The sequence below is a fragment of the Labilibaculum sp. DW002 genome (genome assembly GCF_029029525.1).
GTDB classification, from domain to species: Bacteria; Bacteroidota; Bacteroidia; order Bacteroidales; family Marinifilaceae; genus Paralabilibaculum; species Paralabilibaculum antarcticum.
In genome coordinates this window covers 1-21,253 of record NZ_JAKJSC010000004.1, presented here as the reverse complement: position 1 = coordinate 21,253, position 21,253 = coordinate 1, and the positions used below count along the sequence as shown (strand labels likewise).

Genomic DNA, 21,253 nt, shown 5'->3' with positions numbered 1-21,253 from the left:
ATTAACTGTGTTTGAAACCTTTTACTGCATAGTAAAAGATATAAGCATAGCATAAAACTGTAATTATAAATGAGTTTTGCAGTCCAAAATTATCTGCTAATACTCCCATAAGTAAAGGAACAATTGCTCCTCCTACAATTGCAAGACACAATATACCAGATCCCTGACTCGTATGTTGTCCTAATCCATCAATTGCGAGCGTAAAGATAGTAGGAAACATGATAGAATTAAACAGACCAACCAAAACAATGCTCCATAATGCTATATAACCTGTTGTCATCATACTTACTACAATAAGCAATACAACCATTACAGCATTAAAAGCTAAAAGTTTATTCGCTGATATTTTATTCATAATAGCAGATCCGATAAACCTACCGACCATTGCTCCGCCCCAAAAAATGGAAACATAGCCGGCCGCTTTTGCTTCACCAAACAAATTAAGAGCATCACTACCTAAATAGCTTACTAGAGCACTACCTATAGCAACCTCAGCTCCTACATACATAAAAATGGCAATAGCTCCTAAAACTAAATGTGAGTGATTCCATGCGGATCCTTCTGCTTTTTGCTCCTCAGCATCTATAATCTTTGGTAGCTTTACAAAAGCAAATACCAACGCGATCAGTCCCAATGCCACAGCCAAACCAATATAAGGCATTTGGACAGCAGAAGCCTGGCTTATCAAATCATCACTATTATTATCTAATATCAAATATGCTCCAAACATTGGAGCAACTGTCGTTCCTAAACTATTAAAACCTTGCGTCAAGTTTAAACGACTCGATGCAGTTTCCGGACTCCCTAATTCTGCTACAAATGGATTGGCAGCTACCTGAAGAATAACAATTCCGGATGCTAACACAAAAAATGCAAACAAGAAAAAGCCATAGGAATGCAATGCTGCTGCTGGATAAAACATTGCTGCACCAATACCTGCAATACTTAATCCTGTAACAATACCCATTTTATATCCAATCTTACCAATTATCCATCCAGAAGGTAATGACATTAAAAAATAAGCTCCAAAAAAGGTAAACTGCACCAACATAGCCTGAGTAAAATTTAAATCAAATAAACCCTTCAGGTGTGGAATTAAAATATCATTCATACAGGTTAAAAATCCCCACATAAAGAATAAAGAGGTAAGTAATGCCAAAGCTCCTTTGTAATTCATTCCTGACGCTTGTGCAGATGATCCACTTGCGCTTGTTGCAGTATTAATAGACACCATATTTTATCGTTTTTCAATCGTTTGTAATTCTGTTTACAAATCTCAATAAATTCCAGAGCATAGCATTTTACTATTTTATCATTTTATTGCACTATATTTACATGATTATTTAATTAAGATAAAGTATATGGTAATTTTATACAAGTAAGATTCTCATTGGATCCTATAAGTCTGAATTTAATTTAACAAAGCTCAGATAACAATTTATTACCTATAATTAATAAAAACTATCTAGCCTGAGATAAAATAGTACAATTATGTCATTGCAACTAGAACAAATCCCTATAAAAAACGAGCATTCTTTTCGTTCTAAAATTGACGTATTACCACATATTGAAGTAGCTTGGCATTATCATCCTGAATTTGAATTGATTTATATCGAAAAAAGTCAGGGAACATTAATCGTTGGAGACTGTATTGATAAATTTACGGATGGCGATATGATTTTTCTTGGGCCAAACATCCCACATGTGATGAAAAATGAGGAAGCACATTATCAGAAGAATCCTGATTTGCATGCAATAGCCTGGGTTGTTCATTTCAAAGAAGATAGTTTTGGAAAGGAATTCTTCTTGATTCCTGAAATGTATCGTATTAAAAGCTTTCTGAAAAAATCTTTTCAAGGAGTCCGAATCGACGGAAGTACAAAATACAAGATTATTCAACATCTAAAAACCTTACATGCATCCGATTTCTCTCAGCGGATCATTATTTTACTTCAAATTTTACAAATTCTCGCACAATCCGATGATCTCGAATATCTGGCATCGAAAAATTTTGTAGAATCCTTTCAGCAAAGAAGCAATCAAAAGCTTTATAAAATCTACGAATATGTCAGTGCCAATTTCCAGCAAAAAATTGAGTTAGAAGAAGCTGCCAAACTGGCTAACATGAGCAAAACTGCTTTTTGTCGTTTTTTTAAAAGTAAGACCAAAAAAACGTTTTCTGAATTTTTAAATGAAATGCGAATCAATTATTCAAAAAAACTATTGGCAGAAGGTAGTTTAACTGTTTCTCAAATTGCCTACGAGTGTGGTTTTAATAGTCCATCCTATTTTAACAAACAATTTAAAGCATTAACTGGAAAAGCTCCTTTACAGCTCAGAGGTCAAGGTTTGGAATCATTTTCTCAATAGTCATATTTTAATATAAATCCCTAGAACACTTTAACAATTCCCTTACATTAGAATAGTTTTTCGATGCATCAATTAGCAAGAACTTTTTTTCCAGATCTCCCAAACTTCCTGCGCTTGTACAAATTCTAACTTGCGTATCACCTATTATTTCTACGCCATAATCAACACCAATATGACCGCTTACAATTTTATTCATTGGCATTTCCTTTCGGTCCTCACTCATTACATTCAATAAATCATCATTATATTGCAAGTAATCATTCCCATACTGCCTTTCGTTTCCATTCATTAGTATATCCCATAAATAATCACCTTCGGCAGTTCGCATAAAATCGGAACCTATTTGCGGATCGTATTTAGAAATATTTTTTAGATGAGATTCGAAATTTCCCTTGTGCCGATAATCTTTCAGCCAATTAAAACCAAATTCTTCTTCTTCACGATAGCGATTTGAACCACCAGAATGATTAATTAACACACCTCCTTTGGTTCGTATCATCAAAGGCATATCCATAAAAAAACGAATGATAATCTCTCTGCATTTACGAATACGATTTTCAAAATAAGTGGTAAATTCCAGATGTCCACGCGCTAAAGGAATATGGTAAATATGTACAAATTCATGATTTCCTAGCAAACAAATTATATCACTTCCCTTTTTATTTGCTTTAAAATCCAAAAGCTCTTCAATAATTTCTACCGATTCATCTTTCCTCTTACCTGGATAAGCATGAATTAAGTCGCCTAAAAAAATCAAATAATCTGCTTTCTTCTCCTTTTTCAATTGCTCATACACGCGCAATACTTGACGGAAATCATCGCCATTCCCATGCAAATCCGAGACAATCATTAAGTTTCCAGAATCAATATCACAAATCATTATTGTTTTTCTTTAAATTGAGGTTAAAAAGCTACTGCTAAAGTTCTATTTTTTTTATAAATTATAGTAGTGAAGTAACGATTACATCTGAAGTAACGAAAAATTTATATGTTATGCTTGAAGAATTAATAAAAAACACCGAAAAATACTTTTGGACAACCAATAAAGATGGAGATATTGTTCTTGGGAATTCAGATTTGGGACTGAAAGCAAAAATCACATTTACACTCACTAAAAAATGGATTAACTTATCTCCTATAGTTGAATGCTCCCCTGGTCAATTCATTGGAAAACCTAAAACATTTCTTAAAAAAACCAAAGAATACAAACAAGTAACAGAATTGTATAAACTGGTAAAAGCAAATTTAAAAGAAACGACCTTACCAGACCGAATTCAATTATCAAAAAGGACTTTTAAAATAATTCAAAATCATTATAAAGAATAAATCCTCATGGTAAAACCAGCTGTTGTTTTTCTAATGCTTTGTTTGCTCTTAACTCATGTTCTTTTTGCACAAAAGCTTCAAATAGGTGAATCTTTTCCCGAAATTACTGGGGAATTATTATCCTATAAAAAAATCACTATTCCAGAACATTGCAAAGGGAAAGTGAGCATTTTAATTGTTGCCTTTAAAAGAGGTACGCAGCCTCAAATTGACAGTTGGACCACTCCTTTAATGCAAGAATTTAGCAATAATTCTGATTTTCGCTTCCTGGAAATCCCTATGATCAGTAATTTCTACTCCTGGATATCAGGATATATTGATAATGGAATGAGAGGCGGAATAGTAGAAAGCATGCACAAAAATGTAATGACTTATTACGGACCTTTAGATACTTACTTTACCTATTTTGGTGTAGAGGACAAAAAGCTATGTTATCTATTTCTTTTAGACCGAGAAGGTAAAATTCAATTTCTAGCAAATGGCGAATCTAGTTCTGAGCAACTCGCTATTTTGTTCCAAAAAGTAAAAATTCTCTTAAATTCTTAAATCAAATTTAAATAATCCTCTCGATGTAGGATTTTCCTAGCTATTGTACAAAAATATTGGCTAAGAAAGTATACTTTTAAAGCTTCAATAAAAACACATCGAAAATGAATAAAAGAGGATTTGCCAGCGATAATTTCTCAGGCATACTGCCGGAAGTTATGGAAGCCATTCAAAATGCAAACAATGGTCATGTTATAGCATACGGAGGTGATGCTTATACTGCATCCGCCATCGAAAAGTTCAAAAGCCTTTTCGGAGAAAATATTGATGTCTATTTCGCCTTTAATGGTACTGGTGCCAACGTAATTAGCCTTTCAACGCTAACGCAGTCTTACCACTCTATTATTTGTCCTGCAACAGCTCATATTCAAGTTGACGAATGCGGTGCTCCAGATAAATTTACAGGATGCAAGGTGATTCCAATTGATTGCCCTGACGGTAAAATTACGCCTGAATTAATTCAACCTCATTTACACGGATTTGGTTTTGAGCATCATTCACAGCCAAAAATGATTTCGATTACTCAATGCACTGAATTGGGAACCGTTTATACACCAGAAGAAGTAAAAGCAATTTGTGATTTAGCACATGCCAACAATATGTATGTTCATATGGATGGTGCTCGTCTTGCTAATGCCTTAGTTAGTTTAGATGTTGATGTTGCAGAATTTACCACTAAAGCAGGTATCGATGTTCTTAGTTTTGGAGGTACCAAAAACGGAATGATGCTAGGTGAAGCAGTAATTTTCTTTAATCCAGAACTTTCTACAGAAGCAAAATATGTTCGCAAACAAAGCATGCAACTGTGCTCTAAAATGAGATATATAGGTGCACAATTCGATGCAATGCTAACCAATGACTTGTGGTTAAAAACAGCTCGCCATGCTAATAAAATGGCAAAACTTTTAGAATCAGAGGTTTTGAAAATTGACAAAGTTAAAATCACTCAAAAGGTTCAAACTAATGGTATTTGGGCATTAATCCCAAAAGATAAAATTGAGAAATTACAAGAAGAATACTTTTTCTGGGTTTGGGATGAACATGCTGGTGAAGTTCGCTGGTTATGCTCTTTTGATACTACAGAAGAAGATATTAATGGATTTGTAGCCTTATTGAAAAAAGAACTTTCAAAAAACTAATTACTGATAACTGTTTACTGATAACTGAATATGGCTGTACTTCGTAAAAACTACTCTTTAAAAAACTATAATACTTTTGGTATTGAAGCAAATGCCAAATACTTTTTCGAATTTGATACGGTAGAGGAAATTAACGATTTTCTTAGCAAGAACGATATCATTAACATTCAATATCTGCTTTTAGGCGGAGGTAGCAACTTACTTTTCATCGAAGATTTTAATGGACTCGTTATTCATCCGAAAATAAAAGGCATTAAAATTATTGAAGAAGATGAAGAATCTGTTCTTGTTCAAGTTGGTGCTAACGAAGATTGGGATGAATTTGTAGCATGGGCAGTTGAAAACAATTACTCTGGAATTGAAAATCTTTCTTTGATTCCAGGTGTTGTAGGAGCTGCTCCTATTCAAAATATTGGAGCGTACGGAGTTGAAGTACAGGAAGTAATACATAGCGTAGATGCTATTTCAATAGAAAGCAAAAATTCTGTTGTATTCAGTAACATGCATTGCGAGTTTTCTTACCGAAACTCGGTGTTTAAAAAAGAATACAAGAATCAATTTATTATCACCCACGTTACCTTTAAACTAAGCAAGCAACACAATTACAAGGTACATTACGGCTCTATTGATAAGGAGCTTGAAGCTTACGGCGAAATCAACCTGAAAAATATTCGCGAAGTAATTATCAAAATAAGAAAAAGCAAATTACCCGATCCTGAAGTTTTGGGAAATGCTGGTAGCTTCTTTAAAAACCCGATTGTAGATAAAGCCCAAGCCGATAAACTAAAAGCCAAACATGAAAATATGCCTTTGTATGAGGTAAACGAAATGGAAAGCAAATTGGCAGCAGGTTGGCTAATTGAACAATGTGGATGGAAAGGAAAGCAAATTGGTGATGCTGGTGTCCACAAAGATCAGGCTTTGGTTATTGTCAACCTTGGCAATGCAAAAGGTCATGAAATACTGCAACTCGCTAACGATATCCGAAAATCGGTTCTTTACAAGTTTGGTGTGAAGTTGGAGATGGAGGTTAATGCGATATAAGTTAGCTCTTCCATTTTACGAACACAATATAAAGTAAACCTTCGCTTAAAGCCGAAGGTTTTTTTATGCTATTTTTTATCATTCCATTCCAAAAAAAATCATTCATTCATCAAGTTAAATAGATTAAGATGCCTTTAATACTTCTGTTTTTCTTTTATTATTTATAATCATTTTTCACTTTAAAGAATGATTCTAAACACCTTATAGCTATTGCACTTCAACATCATTAACATTCAAAAAACTTACATTAATCACTGAATTACTGACGCTTAATTTTTTTATGTGAATTCTTATTTTTAAATTAAGTTGAATTTTAATATCACTAACCACATTACTAACTAAGAAAACTAAATTTTTATGAAAAGAATTCTGCTTTCAGTAGCAAGTTTGGCTTTAATCCTAGGATCATGCCAAAATAATGCTAATGAAGTTAAACCCGACCAACAAGAAATAGCTGTAGACATGAGTGATTTCTATGTTTACACAAGTGAAGAAAACACTGTAAAATCAGAACGCCCAGGACACGTACATGGTCCTCAGTGTGGTAGTATGAAAGTTTTAAACCGACAATTAAAAGAAAATCCTAGTTTGGAAAATCGTATGTATAACATCGAAAAACACACTAGAAAACTAATTGCCGCTAAAAGTTCTAATGCAACATCAAAAGGCAAGCCAGGTGGCGGAGGTACTCCAGCTCCAACACCATATCAAGGTAGTATAACTATTCCAGTTGTTATAAATATTTTGGAAGATGCAAATCATCCTGTTACTCAAGCTCATATCAATTCTCAGATTGATATATTAAATGAGGACTATAATGACTTAAACCCTAATGCAGGTGGAGTACCTAACGAGTTTAATAATGACATAGCTAATGTTGATATTACATTTGTTTTGGAAACTGTAAACAGAAAGGCTTCATCGAAGTCTTCATGGGGTACAAATGATGCAATGAAGCATTCTAATCAAGGTGGTATAGATGCTACGGATCCTGCTCACAAATTAAATTTCTGGATCTGTGAAATTGGTGGTGGTATCTTAGGTTATGCACAATTTCCTGGTGGCGAATTAGCGACTGACGGTGTTGTTATCGGTAGCGATTTCTTTGGTGAAAACGCAAGAGGTGGCGAGTATGGTCACGGAAGAACAGCAACTCATGAAGTAGGTCACTGGTTGAACCTACGTCATATCTGGGGAGATGGCAGATGTAAACAAGATGACTTTGTTACAGATACCCCAAGTTCAGATCAGCCTAATTATGGATGTCCTTCTTACCCAACTGTACACTGTAGATCTAATGACATGACCATGAACTATATGGACTATGTAAATGACAATTGCATGTATATGTTTACAAACGGACAAAATGATAGAATGAGAACTATCTTTGCAACTGGTGGACCAAGAGAAAGCTTTGTAAACTAATCAATTAATTACCATATTAAAATTCATTAAAGACGCCTTTTGGGGCGTCTTTTCTATACTAAAAAATGTTGTATTCTTAACTAAGATCAAACTTCTTACCTACTCTTTTCTAATCAAGAACAACTTTGCTTTACTTAGAACTTATCAATTCCTTTCGTTTACGTTCTTTACGGATACTTCGATAAATAAGCAAGGGTGCAACCCCAAAAATGAGTCCTAAAATTCCCGTTATTATAGCTCCACCCCATAATGAAAAAATACCCGATAATCGTTCACTATTGGGTTTTGTCCGATCATAATATACATCAACCAATTCATTCTCTTCATAAGCCGCAGGATATGAATATTGCGAACTTGCATATATCATTTGCTCGCCAGTTACCGTTTTGTAAACAACTATTGGTGCATAGGTAACATCTCCTTCTGTATCCACAGATTCTATGAAGTCAACTACTTTACCTCTGGTTTTTTCAGCACTATTTAAAAAGCTACGTGTACTCAACACCACATATAATGACAATCCTAATAATAAAATAGATACTCCTCCAAAGACCAATAAAAACACTCTCAGATTCTTAGACATAGTTATTTATAATTAGCAATTACTCCTTACTTTCATCGAAATACAACATGCCTTTAAACTGATTTTTGCCATGTTTAGCACCAATAGATTGCAGATATTCGGCAATGGCTTGTTGGTCGCGATAGGGAACCAACCAAAGTGCTTCTTTGGCTTTCGGATTGGCATAGGCCATCGCCCAATCTAGTGGACTATTACCATCTAAAAGGCATAAGTCTATATCTGCTCCTGCTTCCACTACGGCTTTTACAGTTGCTAAATCGCCCGCGTTGATGGCATGCCACAGTACCGTTCCTCCATAATCTAGATCACCATTTCTGGAGTTGATATCCAATCCTAAATTGACCAAAACAGGAATCATTTTCTCTCGACCGCCATTTGCTGCTAAATGCAATGCATTTAAATTATTCCCGGAGGTCCTAGCATGAATGTTTGCTCCATTTTTGGCCAAGTATTTCACAATTTTTACTGCTTCAAGTTCCATGGAGTCAATTTCTCCTGAGCGACGCTGATCTTTCTCTCGTAAACATTTTATGGTTCCTGATGCGTTAAGGAATGGAGTTGTGTAGGTCGTTTTACTTGAATCTATATATTCAATATTGGCACCTCTTTTATACAACTCAACAAGCTTATCATAACTCCTGTAATTTATCCATGGTTCATTTGAATAATCCCACATAGAACTTGACAACTCTCTTACTGAAAAAGAATCGTAAATTTTTAGTTGTTTTTCATAGTTAGTTTTCGGTTGGCAACTTATTAGTAAGAGTAATAGTACTATGTTAATATATTTCATAATTATCTAAATTTTACATTTCTTAAGTAATTCAATCTATCTTGTTGAGAAAAATCGACCAAATCATCAATCAGAAGAGGTTCTCTATCTTCGTTTTTTGGATCTACAAGCCCCTTAAGTATTTTCTTAAATTCTTCCTTATTCCTACTACTCTCCAATACGGCAATTACCGCATCTTCCTTATCTTCTTCCGATAATCCACCCAAAATGCCCGAACCATCATGGCGCATGTCGTAAATAAGATCTATTTTCATTTGCCAGGTGGCATAATTCCAACTAATTTTATTTTGTTGTGCTTTTTCTACCAAAGCTATTGCAGCCTCTTTTTCTGATAAATTCTCATTTCTTTGCTTTAAAGAATAATAAGTACTCTTCAAAACTAAAAAAGCCAAATTATACTGCTTAAAACTAGAATACCCAGGTACATTTTCATCCCAATTATCATCTACAATCTTAAATTGCTCAAGACCTTTTTCTGGTAAATCTCGCAAGTCATGAATCGTGTCCATGATCTCCTTAAACTTTTCTTCCAGTTCTCCATACACCTCTGCAACCGTTCTTTGCAAATAAAAACAGTTGTTCATAATGGTATGGTATAGTAGTTGGGTTTGCTTATCTAAAGCATCTGAGATATTCTTCCAGTTAAGACCATGTGCTACGGTAAGAATAAATTTACCTACCAATTTAGCATCTACAAATCCTTTCATGAATGTACCCGCACCAACTTTAACAACTAAGGCAATTTTGGCTTGATATCTTAATTTTCCTTCAAAGTATCCTACTGCAAAAACACCACTAATACCAGCTCCAGCGGCTAAAAAACCACCGATTTCAGCACTGCCTAATTTTTCCCATTTGGATAACTTTTCAGCTTCTATTTCTTTACCAGACACTACTTTTTCACCTCGCTCACCAACCGTTTTCAATCGGTCACGCATTGCATCCATCACATAATCTTCAACAAACATCATGTTAATTTCGAATGCAGCCTTAGCTTGGGCTTTAGCACCAGCAAATATATCCAGACCAGCTTGTGCTGAGGCATTTTCCTTACCCTCAGTTACTGACAAACCCATTTCAGCAGAAACAGAAGCACAAATACCAACAAAAGCTGAACCTTCTATACCTAGAATTATTTTTAAAAATATTTCAGTATAATCATCATCAATAGAATTAGGAGCAATACTTTTACAATACTGCATTAATCCAAAACCATATTGATTAGGTAAAGACACAGAAAAATCACCAGTAGCTTCTGCGACACTAAAAGATCCACTGGCTTTAGCGGTAGCTTTTAATTCTTTTTTATCTGTCCAATCTAGCTTTGCATCAGCTGCTGCCTCGGTAGTATACCTCAACAATTTTGCATCAACGGAAGAATTTATTTTATTATTATCTTCAAAGAAATCCTTATGCAAATCTTTGTTTATTGCTTCAAACTTTTCATTAATAGCGCCATCTTTGCTCCAGAATTTTTTCTCGAGTATTTTAATTTCTGCAGATTTTGCAGTACTTGCATTTTTTTTATTTTCACTTTTATTACCAGCTTTAATTTGTTGTTGAACTTGCTTTTTCCCAAACCAGCGGTTATGATTTTTTATCTTTTCAGATCGTACCCGAACCATTCGTTTGCCTTCCGCCCATAAGATTTCAGAATGCACCTTATCACTAATATTAACTGCACTAGTATTTATTGGCCCATCGGCTTTAAGCTCATCTTTCTTTTCATTTATTTTGGCATCTAAATGATCAATTATATCTGCGGAGGTAGCATCGTCAGAAGCATTAATAAACTCATCATAAATAATCAAAGTTGCTAATGCTAAATATACGCGATCTACTTCTTTTGCTTCATCCTCTTCTTTCTTCTGAAAAGAAGCCATGTAAGGAGCAAATGCATCCATCCAATCAACCTCTTGTTTAAAAGTACTTCGTTGATCTTCCCTTATGATCCCAACTTCATTTGTATTAATATCGTATACCACTTCTCCTTGAATACTTTCTTCGTATTCATATTTTTGGGTTTGCCCTTCTATTTCGAGTTCTATATGTGCCATTTCTTACGCGTTGGGTTGGTCTTGTTCAATTACTGTTAAAGCTAATTTATCCTCATTACTATTAATGATATAATTTTTCAGTTTATCATCTATCAACCTTTTCCCTTGATATAAGAAATCATACTCTTCGTTGTGTAGGTCTATAGTATTAATCGTTTTACCTATTAATCCTGTGGTTTTTATAACTAAAGTTACATCCTGTACTCTATCTAAATCTTCAATTTTACTTCCTCCGGAATCTAACAAGTAAACGTCAGTAAATTCTTGTTCCTCACTAGCAACAGGAGCAGCCGTAGGCTCCACATCCTGCATGCTTAAATCAGTTACTTTCCAGTTTTTTTCGACAAGGGTTTGACCATCTTGAACGATGATGGCTGGTGAGAGCTGAAGAACACTGATCATGGGATCTTTGCTATCGTGATGAAAGTAATCGTGATGGCGAATGCAAAGTGTATCGTACAACTCTATGGTTCGGCTTTTGGAGGCAAGTGTAACGGGAGAAAATTCCAATTTGATATATTTCATATCAAAATTACTGGCTCCCCAGGCATACAAGTGTGTACTTTTAGGACTTTCTACTTCTATATTAAACAAACCACCCAATGGCTGCGTGGATGCTGTTCCATTTGTATTTATTTTTTGATCGAAACCAAAATCTAATCTTCGGATGTTGTAAACCATATCGTCTACATACATTTTTCCTTTTATACTCATTTTACTATTCGCTTTATTGTAAAAGGAAGACTACTTTCCCCATAAAACCTAAGCTGGAGAACCGTATTCTTTTGTTTAATACACCAATTGACTAGTAAAGATAATAAAAATAAATTATGTACATTGAACAGGTGAGGAATATTGTTAATCACAAATGATATACCTATGCAGAATTAGGAATTGTAGTGGTACTCCACATCGAGATTAGGCAAATGAGGAATAGATCCGAAAAAATCCGCTAAAAGAGAATCCCAAGAAAGGGAAACAAGGATAAGGGTGAAAGAACATATACGGGAAAGAGCGAAGGTGTCTGAAAGCTATTTCATGATTCCCCTTTGGGTTAATGCTCTTTGGTATTTTCGTGCATTTTGGTTGTGCTCACGAAGTGATTTGGCGAAAATATGATAGCCATTAAATTCCGGACTCGCACAAAAATAAATGTATTTGTGATTTTCACAATTCAATACTGAGTTTAAACCCGAAATTGAAGCTTGACGAATTGGGCCAGGAGGTAAACCGCCATATTTATAAGTATTATAAGGCGATTTAATTTTCTTGTGCTTATTTAAAACACGGCGCATTGTAAAATCTCCCCAAGCAAACTTTAAAGTTGGGTCAGCATCCAGCTTAATACCTCGCTTCAATCTGTTCACATAAACACCAGCTACTCTAGCCTTCTCATCATTCTTTATCGTTTCCTCATCAACAATTGAAGCCAGTGTACTTACTTCTATTGGAGATAAACCAATACTTTCAGCTTTTTTTAAACGTTCGGCATTCCAGTAACGTGAATACTCTTTATGCATTTTGTCGGCAAACTTTTCGGCACTCATGTTCCAGTATACCTGATAAGTATTTGGAATGAACATGGCCAAAATGGTATGTGTTTCGAAACCGTATTTCTTGATTTTAGATTGGTCCTTTAAAAGAGTTAAAATACTAAGCGAATCGGCCTCTATTTGATTTGCTATTTTCCCTGCAAAATCTTCTACCGTACGAGTATTATTGAAAGTAAGATTAAGAGGTGATTGAATGCCTGAACGCAACAAATCGACCAATTCGTTATTGCAAATACCATTTTTAATCTCAAATCGACCAGAATGAATGTGCTTGGCATAGTTTTTCTTTTCCATAACCCATTCTAGCGAGGCTGCATTTTTCAGGTAGCCTTTTTCTTTCAATAGGCTAATAACATCAGCTTGACTGGCATTTGTAGGAATGTATAGGTAAGTTATTTCTTCATCGCCTAAATCAATATTTCTTGAAAAAATGTCTTGATAGTATTTGAATAGTACCGATCCTGTAACTACCAATACAAGCATTACAGCAATCATTACGATTTTCCACATTTTTGAACGATTGTCTTTCAGACGAAATAAATTGATCATTGGTTTAATTTAAAATAAATACCGAACAACTCTACAAATGTAAAAAAATATCATATCTGATGATTAATTTTTCGAAAATAGATTGCAGATTAACATCAAGAAGTAATAGAAATCTTTGGCAAGGAAATTCTAAAAATCTACCTTTGAATGAATCACTAAAAAAACAGACACACATGAATATTTCATCAAATTTTGATGGTGGTAAGATTAAAGTTGTTGATGCTACCAACCCTCAAGACATACAATTAAGCATACCAAACGACACCAATTCGGAACATTTTCAGTGGTTTTATTTTCGTTTAATGGGCGCTCAGGAAGAACCAGTAAAAATGCGAATTACCAATGCGAGTGGTGCTTCTTATCCTGAAGGATATAATGGTTATTCTGCAGTAGCTTCTTACGATAAAGAAACTTGGTTTAGAGTTCCTAGTAGCTACGATGGAAAAGAATTGGTGATTGAGCACACTCCAGAATTCAACTCAGTATTCTACGCTTATTTTGCACCTTATAGCTACGATCAGCACCTTAACTTGGTACACAATGCGCAGCTTTCACCAGAGTGCGAACTGGTATCGATAGGTGAAACCATTCAAGGTCGCGATATCGACATGCTTATTGTTGGTGAGCCTGCTCCTGAAAAGAAAAAGGTTTGGGTCATTGCACGTCAGCATCCAGGTGAATCAATGGCAGAATGGTTTATGGAAGGTTTCATTGGTAAACTTCTTGATGAAGACGACGCTGTGTCGAGAACATTATTAAACAAAGCGGTATTCTATATTGTTCCTAATATAAATGTTGACGGTAGTATTGCCGGAAATTTACGTGTGAACACCAAAGGGTTTAATTACAATAGAGAATGGGCAGAACCTTCTATTGAAAATAGCCCTGAGGTTTATCATGTTCGTAATATGATGGATCAAGTTGGTTGTGACTTAAATCTCGACATTCATGGTGATGAAGATTTACCTTATAACTTTATTTCAAGCATTGAAGGAATTCCTTCTTTTGATGAGAGATTAAAAAATCTTTTAGAAAATTTCACCGAATCGTGGAAGGCCTCTTGTCCTGATTTCCAAGACACTCATGGTTACCCAAAGAACGAACCTGGTAAGGCCAACCTTGCAATCTGTTCAAAACATATTGGGGAACGATATAAATGTTTATCTTTGACCGTTGAAATGCCATTTAAGGATAATAATGATCTACCAGATCCTGAATTTGGATGGTCTCCGGAACGAAGTATTTTATTTGGAGAATCAGTTTTACAACCAATTTATAGCGTGGTAGATAATTTAAGATAAAAACAGAATATATACGTAAGTATATTACTCGAAAGGCCCATACTCAAGCTTCCGTGAGCGTGGGTCTTTTTTATGCGCTAAACTTTCGTAAGCTGACCATTGTTTTTAGCTTCTTGTTTGTTTTAATACACAAATATGAGACAAAAACATTTATTCCTTATTTTTTCTTTTTACTCAAGCTGTAAGACTTTTACTTTTCTCCTTAAATGAGAAAAGTAAACAAAAGAATCAAGTCAGCCTGATCCTTTTCAAATCATTGTTCTAACCAATTAGCACGCCATACGGAAGGCTGACAATTCACGCTCAAAAAAAATGCTTCTCAAAACAAAAACTTTTTAAAACAAATACCATTTAACAAACCGTGGCGAACCATTCTCCCTTTAAGAGGAGATGTCCAAAGGACAAAGGAGTGTTTTAAAAATAAAGAAATTACCACCGAGAGCACAGAGTTTCATAGAGAAAAAACTACTACCAAGAAAAATTATATTCAGCACGAAAAACATTTTAAATAAAAACCAAACAAATAATATAAAACAAAGAACAAAATATTAAATAGAGAAATATAAACCCACTATCCATCGAACACAGATGGAATGAGCAACGCAAGTGGCGAACCCATAGGAGAAAATGATGACGAAAAAGAAATTCTGTGGAGGGAGGTACGAGCGGAACCATTATTTCTTTTCATCATTAAGCCGTGATGGGTCACTGAGGGCTCTATCCTAGATTTTTGTTTACTTTTCATCAATGGAAAAGTGAAAGTCTGCCCGACTTGAGGACAAATAAAAAACATTACCACAGAGAAAAACTATCTATAATAAGAAATGAGCATTTTAGAGTAATAAGCAGAATAATGGCACTGAAATTGCGTTTCCCATTCTAACTGCTTATTTTAAAGCTTGAAATAGATTGATAAATGAAAAAAGGTTTTGCATATCGTTTTGTTGGAGTGGTTTTATTAACGCTCTGTACTTTAAGTGGATTTTCTCAAAGTTCGTTTGATAATAAAATTGCCAATTACCCTACTCGCTTTGCCTCTTATGAGGATTTAGCAAATCGGATCAAGACTGATTTTTCTGGAGAAGAAGAAAGAGCTAAGGCTGCTTTTGCATGGATTGCCCAAAATATTGCTTACAAAACAAAAGGAATTAATAAAGTGCAAAAGGTTCGTTTTTCGTACACCACTGAAGCTGACTTAAAAGCACAAAAAGAAAAATTTAGAAGAGAGCTTGCACAGAAAACCATCCGTGGTAAAAAAGCACTTTGCGAAGGATATGCTACACTCTATCAAGAGATTTGCAGTTTGATGAATATTGAATGTGTTATTGTTCCTGGCATAGCAAAGCGATTCGTTTCGGAGGTTGGAAATAGCCAATTGCCTTCTAATCATGCTTGGAATGCAGTAAAAATAAATGGAACATGGCAATTGGTAGATATTACTTGGGCTGCAGGCTCTGTTGACTATGCAAAAATGCAGTTTATTAAGGAATATACACCTGGATATTTTGCAAGTGATCCAAAAGAATTTGCTATGAAACACTATCCCGATGACAAGAAATGGTTGCTTCTAAAAGGTGAATTCAGCAAAGAACAATTCGCACAACAGCCTACTGTTTTTAATCATTTTATTGGAAAAAATTACAAAATCAACATGCCTAATAAAGGTTTACTCTCCATAAAAAAAGGAAGTGACATTCAATTCATATTTAGCAATATTCCCAAAGAAATTCAAATCGCTTATCACTTTAAAAAAGACAAATTCGGTCAGTTGGTAAAGCCGATTCGCAAAAAAGAAAAAGTCACATTTGAGGTTCCAACCAATTTACGAGGAAAAGATGAGTTGATCATTTACTTTAATAATGAAGCGGTATTGGGATACAAAATCAGTATAAAATAAAAGAAGCTTTCTGATTTTGAGAAAGCTTCTTTTATTTATTATAGACGCTGACAGGTTAAAAAAAACGCTGTCTGGTCATTCTAATTTTCTTCTTTAAAGAACAACTTGTAATAACTTAAATCACGAGCTGCATCGTATCCTTTTTCAATAAATTTTCTTTGTCCGTGAATGTAAACATGAAAATTCTTATCGAGTTTTAAAATGTGCTTAAAATGTTTTTGTTCTCCTTTTACGGCATCATTATTAATGGTAAAATCTGGATTTACAGTCGTTCCCTGTTCTGACTGATAATAATCTTTGTACTCATCGAAAGCTGTTGCCACCTCTGGTTGTTCAATCACTTCTTCTTTAAACAAGTCTTCGTTAAATTGCTTTTTATCCTTAAAGAAATTAATCGATTTATTCATTAAATCAATCTGATCGGCCTTTGCAACTTCATTCTCATCGTTGTAAACTTCACCAATAAATCCCTTACACATATCCAAATAGTTTTGCGTATGATAGAAATTATCCTCGCGAAGAGTCAAATTCAAAAAGTCCTCTTTCCAGTACAAAGCCTCTTTATTCGCATTGGTTTTATCCACAATACAAACTTTAAAGCCTTTTTCCTTTTCTGAGTTAAAAATCAAACAGCCTTTGTCTAATTTCTTAATGTTGATACCATTTTCGCAACCCAACTCAAAGTTTTCCTGCTTTTGATATACTTTTAAAAAAGTGTCTTTATTTTCTGATTTAAATATTCCCAATGCATCGCATACCTCTCCATCAACAACACAATTAGAAAATCCTACCAAGTAAAACTCTCCCCCTTTAATGTTCGGATGATTTGATTTTTCGTACAAATGAACAGCAATATTTGTCGACTGATCGTAAAAAGACACATTTTCTTCGAAATATTCAGATGCGTAACAGAACACCTCGTTCATATCCAAGTCAGTTTCATGCTGAAAATTATAAAACTCCTCTTTGTTAAAAGCTGTTAGAAAGTACTTTAACAAGACATCTTTCACATCATCGTCTTCCATCAAGATTTCCGACTTTGATAGCTTTAATTCTTCTTCAAGGTGCTTATTTCCTACATTGTGAACCACAATACGGTCCAAATTAATATCTTCGAAATTGAACATGTTCTTCTTTTTTAAATCTGGCGATAAAGATACAGACTTTCATTAAATTATAATTCCTTTTTCACTTATCATTTACATTCTGTAGATTTATCTAAATCAAACTTCAAATAATGGTTAAATATCCACTTCTTATCACCTTCGTCTTACTCTTATCATGCAATTGTATGAATGCACAACAAACTGAGAAACAATCCAAATCGGGTGTTCACTACCTTGAATACATTCCGAGTGTAAAAGAAAAATCAGAAAAACTCCCCTTACTGATATTTTTACACGGCATGGGAGAACGAGGAGCCGATTTAAACAAACTTAAAGTTCATGGACCGCCCTCTTTTTTAGATCAAAAAACAGATTTTCCATTTATTTGCATTTCTCCGCAGTGTCCTGATACAGTTTACTGGAATGAGGATTTGCTGCTTCCCTTTTATGAGGAAATCATGACTAAATATCCGGTTGATAAAAGCCGAATTTACCTTACTGGTTTGAGCATGGGCGGTTTTGGAACCTGGGCTTCGATAATTGCAAAGCCAGATCTTTTTGCTGCGGCAGCTCCTATTTGTGGTGGTGGAGATCCAAGCAAAGTAGAGGCGATAAAAGAGATGCCTATTTGGGTATTTCACGGAGCTAAAGATGATGTAGTTCCTCTAGTCCGATCAGAAGAAATGGTGAATAGCCTAAAGAAATTGGGCAGCAAAGTAAAATTCACAATCTACCCTGAGGCATTTCACAATTCATGGACAGAAACCTACAACAATCCAGAATTGTACGAATGGTTTTTAAAACATCAAAAGAAATAAAAAAAGCGGCTGAATTATAAAATTCAGCCGCTTTTGCTTTATGGTTGGTTTAAAGTATAATCTAATACATCATGTAAATATATCCCATAACTGGCTTTTTACCATCGCCTAAACTTAGCACATAATAGTAAGTTCCAGAAGGCAATTTACTCTTCGTCAATCGACCTTTTACATTTCCAAAACCATCCCACGAATTGTCGTAGCGTTTCTTCGTGTAAACCGTATTTCCCCATCGATTAAATATTTCAATTTTATTATTTGGATAATCCTCGATTCCTACAATCGTGAAAGTTTCATTTTCATCATCTCCATTTGGAGTAAATGTTTGAGGAATAAATACATCTTCAGGAACAACTTCAATATTAACCCTCGCTACAGCCATAGCGTTATCAATATCTGATACCTGATACTCGAAATATACATCGCCTACAAAATTTACTTTCGTATTGTAAACCAAGAGTTTTAGATCCTCAATACTGATTGTTTCTCCTACTTGAACTGCATGTCCGTTAATTGCAATTTCTCCAAACTTAGGAATGTGTAAAATATGAACAGTCAAATCATCTCCATCAGGATCAAACGGCTCAACAATTTCCAATAAGTTGTTTTGCGTGCCTTCAAATACTGTTATTGACTTGTTGTAGGCTAAAGGCGCATCTTTCACTTGATTAACCATTAAATGAACAGTTGCCGTAGCTGTCTGAACAGGACTACCCAAATCGCTAATTTCATACTGGAAAGAATCTTCACCAAAGTAATTAGCTTCTGGAGTATAAATGTAAGTCCCATCCTCGTTTATGGTCAATTCTCCGTGAGCAACATCGACAATTGCAGTTGTGTTTATTTCTAATACATCCGAATCGATATCGCTATCATTTTCCAACAAGTTTGTTCCACGCAAGACTTCATCTTCATTAACAACAGCATAATCATCTTGTGCCAAAGGCGCATCGTTAACTGCTGTTATAACAAGAGCAACAAACACAGTGTTTCCATCCTTATCACCATCATTTACTGTGTAAGTAAACTGATCGAATGTTGTTTCACTTCCGTCATGCTTATAAACAAATGATCCATCCTCTTCCAGACTTAATTCTCCGTGCATTACACCTTCTTTTAAAATGGCTTTTAAATGATCACTGTCGATATCCGAATCGTTCACTAAAACACCTTCACCATTCACGCTTAAAGTCTCTCCTTCTTTCAAGCTATATTCATCTGGATTTGCGATTGGCATATCATTAAAATCAGCAACATTAATTGTAAATCGTTGCTTAATACTAATATCAATACCTCCATTTGCTAGGCCACCATCATCTTTCATTACAACTACAAGATCTGCAAGCCCGCTCTTTTCATCCGCAATGGTAAAACTTAAATTACCTTCCGAATCAATAACTGGTTGCTTACTAAACAGCTCAGTATTGGAATTCTCTATTTTAAATTCCCATGTTTGATATCCTTCATTATCTGGACCAACATTAATATCTGAAGCCCAATTATTGAATTTCTGCTCTCCTGCATCTTCTCCTAATTCAATGTTTGCTCCTTTTGTAAAGCTTGGAGCATCATTAATATCTAGAATCTCTATTTTAAAGCTCTTCTTATCACTAGAATCCGTTCCTCCTTCAGAAGTCCCTCCATCATCCTTCAAAACAACATTGATAGTCGCAATACCATGTACATCTTTTGCAGGTTGGAAACTTAAATTTCCATCTTTTTCAATTTTAGGTTGCTTGCTAAATAAATCCTCCCTATCATTTGTAAGAGTAAACTCGATTTTCTGATTGCGCTCACTTGCCGGACCTTTTTTAATGTCTTTAGCCCATCCTTTTTTGAATTTAAATCCAGCATCTTCTTTCACTTGCAATAAAGTATCCATTACAAAAGTTGGTGCATCGTTTACAGGCAAAACATCAATTACAAAATCACCTTCAATTATTGAATTATCGTAGCTAGTTGCTTTAATTGTTATCGTATGGCTAGTCCATTTTTCGTAATCAATTAAAGCGGTGTTATTAACGCTCACAACACCCGATGTTTCATCAATGGCAAACCTAGCATTGGCATCATCACTCAAGCTATAAATAACCTTATCTCCATCTGAATCTGTTGCATTTGCAGTAATTCCCACTAAATAACCTTCAATCGTATGTTCGTAAATAAAATTATCATTTGCATTGATATCTAGTAAATTTTGAACCGCATTATCAGTATCTCCTTCGCCTGGATTCGAACCATCTCCATCTATAACTGCTATTTCAAATACCTTAGTTACAAAACTTCCATCAGTACTTAAAGCTTTTACTTCTACACTATGGGAAGTCCACTGCTCGTAATCCAACTTAGTTTCATCAGCTACTGTGATAATTCCTGTACTCGCATCAATTGTAAATCGTCCTTCTGCATCATCAATTAAAGTATAGCTTACCAAATCCGCATCAGGATCAATAGCCAAGGCGGTAATTCCTACTTCATCGCCATTCTTAGCATTCTCGCTTATTTCATTGCTTGCAGGATCATTATCTGTAATTTTCGTAATTGCATTATCTGTATCTCCTCCGCCTGGCGTTGTGCCATCAGCTTCAGTGATTACAATCTCAAAATATTTGCTGGTATGTGATAAATCTGTACTGGTTGCTTTAACCGAAACGGTTGCCTTGTGATCTGTTAGATCAGCAGAGTCGTAATCGATGTTGCCTTTTACGCTTACTACTCCTGAGTTTTCATCAATCTGGAACCAGCC

Annotated in this window: 18 protein-coding genes; 9 read left to right on the top strand and 9 right to left on the bottom strand. The window is 34.9% G+C overall.

The genetic code is table 11. The annotated features are described in order from the left end of the window. Position 1: 1 nt before the first annotated feature. Positions 2 to 1,234, bottom strand: a complete 1,233-nt coding sequence (locus tag L3049_RS15480) for a sugar MFS transporter (protein ID WP_275110725.1) — start codon at positions 1,232 to 1,234, stop codon at positions 2 to 4. A gap of 257 nt (positions 1,235 to 1,491) precedes the next feature. Between L3049_RS15480 and L3049_RS15475 the strand changes: the two genes are divergently transcribed. Then, a complete protein-coding gene (locus L3049_RS15475) occupies positions 1,492 to 2,370 on the top strand; it encodes an AraC family transcriptional regulator (protein WP_275110724.1) in 879 nt (292 codons plus the stop codon). Between the two features lie 7 nt (positions 2,371 to 2,377). Here the strand turns inward: L3049_RS15475 and L3049_RS15470 are convergent, their stop codons facing one another. After that, positions 2,378 to 3,250, bottom strand: a complete 873-nt coding sequence (locus L3049_RS15470; RefSeq protein WP_275110723.1) for a metallophosphoesterase family protein — start codon at positions 3,248 to 3,250, stop codon at positions 2,378 to 2,380. 113 nt (positions 3,251 to 3,363) lie between these two features. On the opposite strand from L3049_RS15470, the gene L3049_RS15465 reads away from it, so the two are divergent. The 5 genes from L3049_RS15465 (at position 3,364) to L3049_RS15445 (ending at position 7,850) form a co-directional block, all read left to right on the top strand. After that, positions 3,364 to 3,696 (top strand): hypothetical protein, encoded by a 333-nt coding sequence (locus tag L3049_RS15465; RefSeq protein WP_275110722.1) that lies wholly within the window; start codon positions 3,364 to 3,366, stop codon positions 3,694 to 3,696. 6 nt (positions 3,697 to 3,702) lie between these two features. Then, on the top strand, positions 3,703 to 4,242 hold the full coding sequence (locus tag L3049_RS15460; protein ID WP_275110721.1) for a hypothetical protein: 540 nt from the start codon (positions 3,703 to 3,705) through the stop codon (positions 4,240 to 4,242). A 104-nt stretch (positions 4,243 to 4,346) separates the two neighbouring features. Continuing rightward, positions 4,347 to 5,381: a threonine aldolase family protein gene (locus tag L3049_RS15455; protein WP_275110720.1), complete on the top strand. Its 1,035-nt coding sequence runs from the start codon at positions 4,347 to 4,349 to the stop codon at positions 5,379 to 5,381. Positions 5,382 to 5,411: 30 nt separating this feature from the next. Continuing rightward, complete coding sequence (gene murB / locus L3049_RS15450; protein WP_275110719.1) at positions 5,412 to 6,425, top strand: UDP-N-acetylmuramate dehydrogenase; 1,014 nt, start codon at positions 5,412 to 5,414, stop codon at positions 6,423 to 6,425. Positions 6,426 to 6,782: 357 nt separating this feature from the next. Then, positions 6,783 to 7,850, top strand: a complete 1,068-nt coding sequence (locus L3049_RS15445) for a zinc metalloprotease (protein ID WP_275110718.1) — start codon at positions 6,783 to 6,785, stop codon at positions 7,848 to 7,850. A gap of 130 nt (positions 7,851 to 7,980) precedes the next feature. On the opposite strand, the gene L3049_RS15440 is transcribed toward L3049_RS15445, so the two are convergent. From L3049_RS15440 to mltG, 5 genes are all read right to left on the bottom strand, one after another. After that, a complete protein-coding gene (locus tag L3049_RS15440) occupies positions 7,981 to 8,433 on the bottom strand; it encodes a DUF3592 domain-containing protein (protein WP_275110717.1) in 453 nt (150 codons plus the stop codon). A 19-nt stretch (positions 8,434 to 8,452) separates the two neighbouring features. Next, positions 8,453 to 9,226: an ankyrin repeat domain-containing protein gene (locus L3049_RS15435; protein WP_275110716.1), complete on the bottom strand. Its 774-nt coding sequence runs from the start codon at positions 9,224 to 9,226 to the stop codon at positions 8,453 to 8,455. 2 nt (positions 9,227 to 9,228) lie between these two features. Further along, positions 9,229 to 11,283, bottom strand: coding sequence for a hypothetical protein (locus L3049_RS15430; protein WP_275110715.1), 2,055 nt, complete (start codon positions 11,281 to 11,283; stop codon positions 9,229 to 9,231). A 3-nt stretch (positions 11,284 to 11,286) separates the two neighbouring features. Next, positions 11,287 to 11,997 (bottom strand): type VI secretion system tube protein TssD, encoded by a 711-nt coding sequence (tssD, locus tag L3049_RS15425; RefSeq protein ID WP_275110714.1) that lies wholly within the window; start codon positions 11,995 to 11,997, stop codon positions 11,287 to 11,289. A gap of 317 nt (positions 11,998 to 12,314) precedes the next feature. After that, complete coding sequence (mltG, locus tag L3049_RS15420; protein ID WP_275110713.1) at positions 12,315 to 13,385, bottom strand: endolytic transglycosylase MltG; 1,071 nt, start codon at positions 13,383 to 13,385, stop codon at positions 12,315 to 12,317. Between the two features lie 173 nt (positions 13,386 to 13,558). On the opposite strand from mltG, the gene L3049_RS15415 reads away from it, so the two are divergent. After that, on the top strand, positions 13,559 to 14,686 hold the full coding sequence (locus L3049_RS15415; protein WP_275110712.1) for a M14 family metallopeptidase: 1,128 nt from the start codon (positions 13,559 to 13,561) through the stop codon (positions 14,684 to 14,686). A gap of 916 nt (positions 14,687 to 15,602) precedes the next feature. Beyond that, entirely contained in the window at positions 15,603 to 16,583 is a 981-nt protein-coding gene (locus L3049_RS15410; RefSeq protein WP_275110711.1) for a transglutaminase domain-containing protein, read from the top strand. A gap of 80 nt (positions 16,584 to 16,663) precedes the next feature. Here the strand turns inward: L3049_RS15410 and L3049_RS15405 are convergent, their stop codons facing one another. Further along, complete coding sequence (locus L3049_RS15405) at positions 16,664 to 17,710, bottom strand: nucleoid-associated protein (protein WP_275110710.1); 1,047 nt, start codon at positions 17,708 to 17,710, stop codon at positions 16,664 to 16,666. A 164-nt stretch (positions 17,711 to 17,874) separates the two neighbouring features. On the opposite strand from L3049_RS15405, the gene L3049_RS15400 reads away from it, so the two are divergent. Further along, positions 17,875 to 18,507: a carboxylesterase family protein gene (locus L3049_RS15400; RefSeq protein ID WP_275110709.1), complete on the top strand. Its 633-nt coding sequence runs from the start codon at positions 17,875 to 17,877 to the stop codon at positions 18,505 to 18,507. Between the two features lie 61 nt (positions 18,508 to 18,568). Here L3049_RS15400 and L3049_RS15395 read toward each other — a convergent pair. After that, positions 18,569 to 21,253: Ig-like domain-containing protein (locus tag L3049_RS15395; RefSeq protein WP_275110708.1), on the bottom strand; the 2,685-nt coding region annotated here is incomplete at its 5' end.

Excerpts from the sequence above, each read along its gene's own strand:
- L3049_RS15480 (WP_275110725.1), bottom strand. The coding sequence starts at position 1,234 with ATGGTGTCTATTAATACTGCAACAAGCGCAAGTGGATCATCTGCACAA.
- L3049_RS15475 (WP_275110724.1), top strand. The coding sequence starts at position 1,492 with ATGTCATTGCAACTAGAACAAATCCCTATAAAAAACGAGCATTCTTTT.
- L3049_RS15470 (WP_275110723.1), bottom strand. The coding sequence starts at position 3,250 with ATGATTTGTGATATTGATTCTGGAAACTTAATGATTGTCTCGGATTTG.
- L3049_RS15465 (WP_275110722.1), top strand. The coding sequence starts at position 3,364 with ATGCTTGAAGAATTAATAAAAAACACCGAAAAATACTTTTGGACAACC.
- L3049_RS15460 (WP_275110721.1), top strand. The coding sequence starts at position 3,703 with ATGGTAAAACCAGCTGTTGTTTTTCTAATGCTTTGTTTGCTCTTAACT.
- L3049_RS15455 (WP_275110720.1), top strand. The coding sequence starts at position 4,347 with ATGAATAAAAGAGGATTTGCCAGCGATAATTTCTCAGGCATACTGCCG.
- murB (WP_275110719.1), top strand. The coding sequence starts at position 5,412 with ATGGCTGTACTTCGTAAAAACTACTCTTTAAAAAACTATAATACTTTT.
- L3049_RS15445 (WP_275110718.1), top strand. The coding sequence starts at position 6,783 with ATGAAAAGAATTCTGCTTTCAGTAGCAAGTTTGGCTTTAATCCTAGGA.
- L3049_RS15440 (WP_275110717.1), bottom strand. The coding sequence starts at position 8,433 with ATGTCTAAGAATCTGAGAGTGTTTTTATTGGTCTTTGGAGGAGTATCT.
- L3049_RS15435 (WP_275110716.1), bottom strand. The coding sequence starts at position 9,226 with ATGAAATATATTAACATAGTACTATTACTCTTACTAATAAGTTGCCAA.
- L3049_RS15430 (WP_275110715.1), bottom strand. The coding sequence starts at position 11,283 with ATGGCACATATAGAACTCGAAATAGAAGGGCAAACCCAAAAATATGAA.
- tssD (WP_275110714.1), bottom strand. The coding sequence starts at position 11,997 with ATGAGTATAAAAGGAAAAATGTATGTAGACGATATGGTTTACAACATC.
- mltG (WP_275110713.1), bottom strand. The coding sequence starts at position 13,385 with ATGATCAATTTATTTCGTCTGAAAGACAATCGTTCAAAAATGTGGAAA.
- L3049_RS15415 (WP_275110712.1), top strand. The coding sequence starts at position 13,559 with ATGAATATTTCATCAAATTTTGATGGTGGTAAGATTAAAGTTGTTGAT.
- L3049_RS15410 (WP_275110711.1), top strand. The coding sequence starts at position 15,603 with ATGAAAAAAGGTTTTGCATATCGTTTTGTTGGAGTGGTTTTATTAACG.
- L3049_RS15405 (WP_275110710.1), bottom strand. The coding sequence starts at position 17,710 with ATGTTCAATTTCGAAGATATTAATTTGGACCGTATTGTGGTTCACAAT.
- L3049_RS15400 (WP_275110709.1), top strand. The coding sequence starts at position 17,875 with ATGAATGCACAACAAACTGAGAAACAATCCAAATCGGGTGTTCACTAC.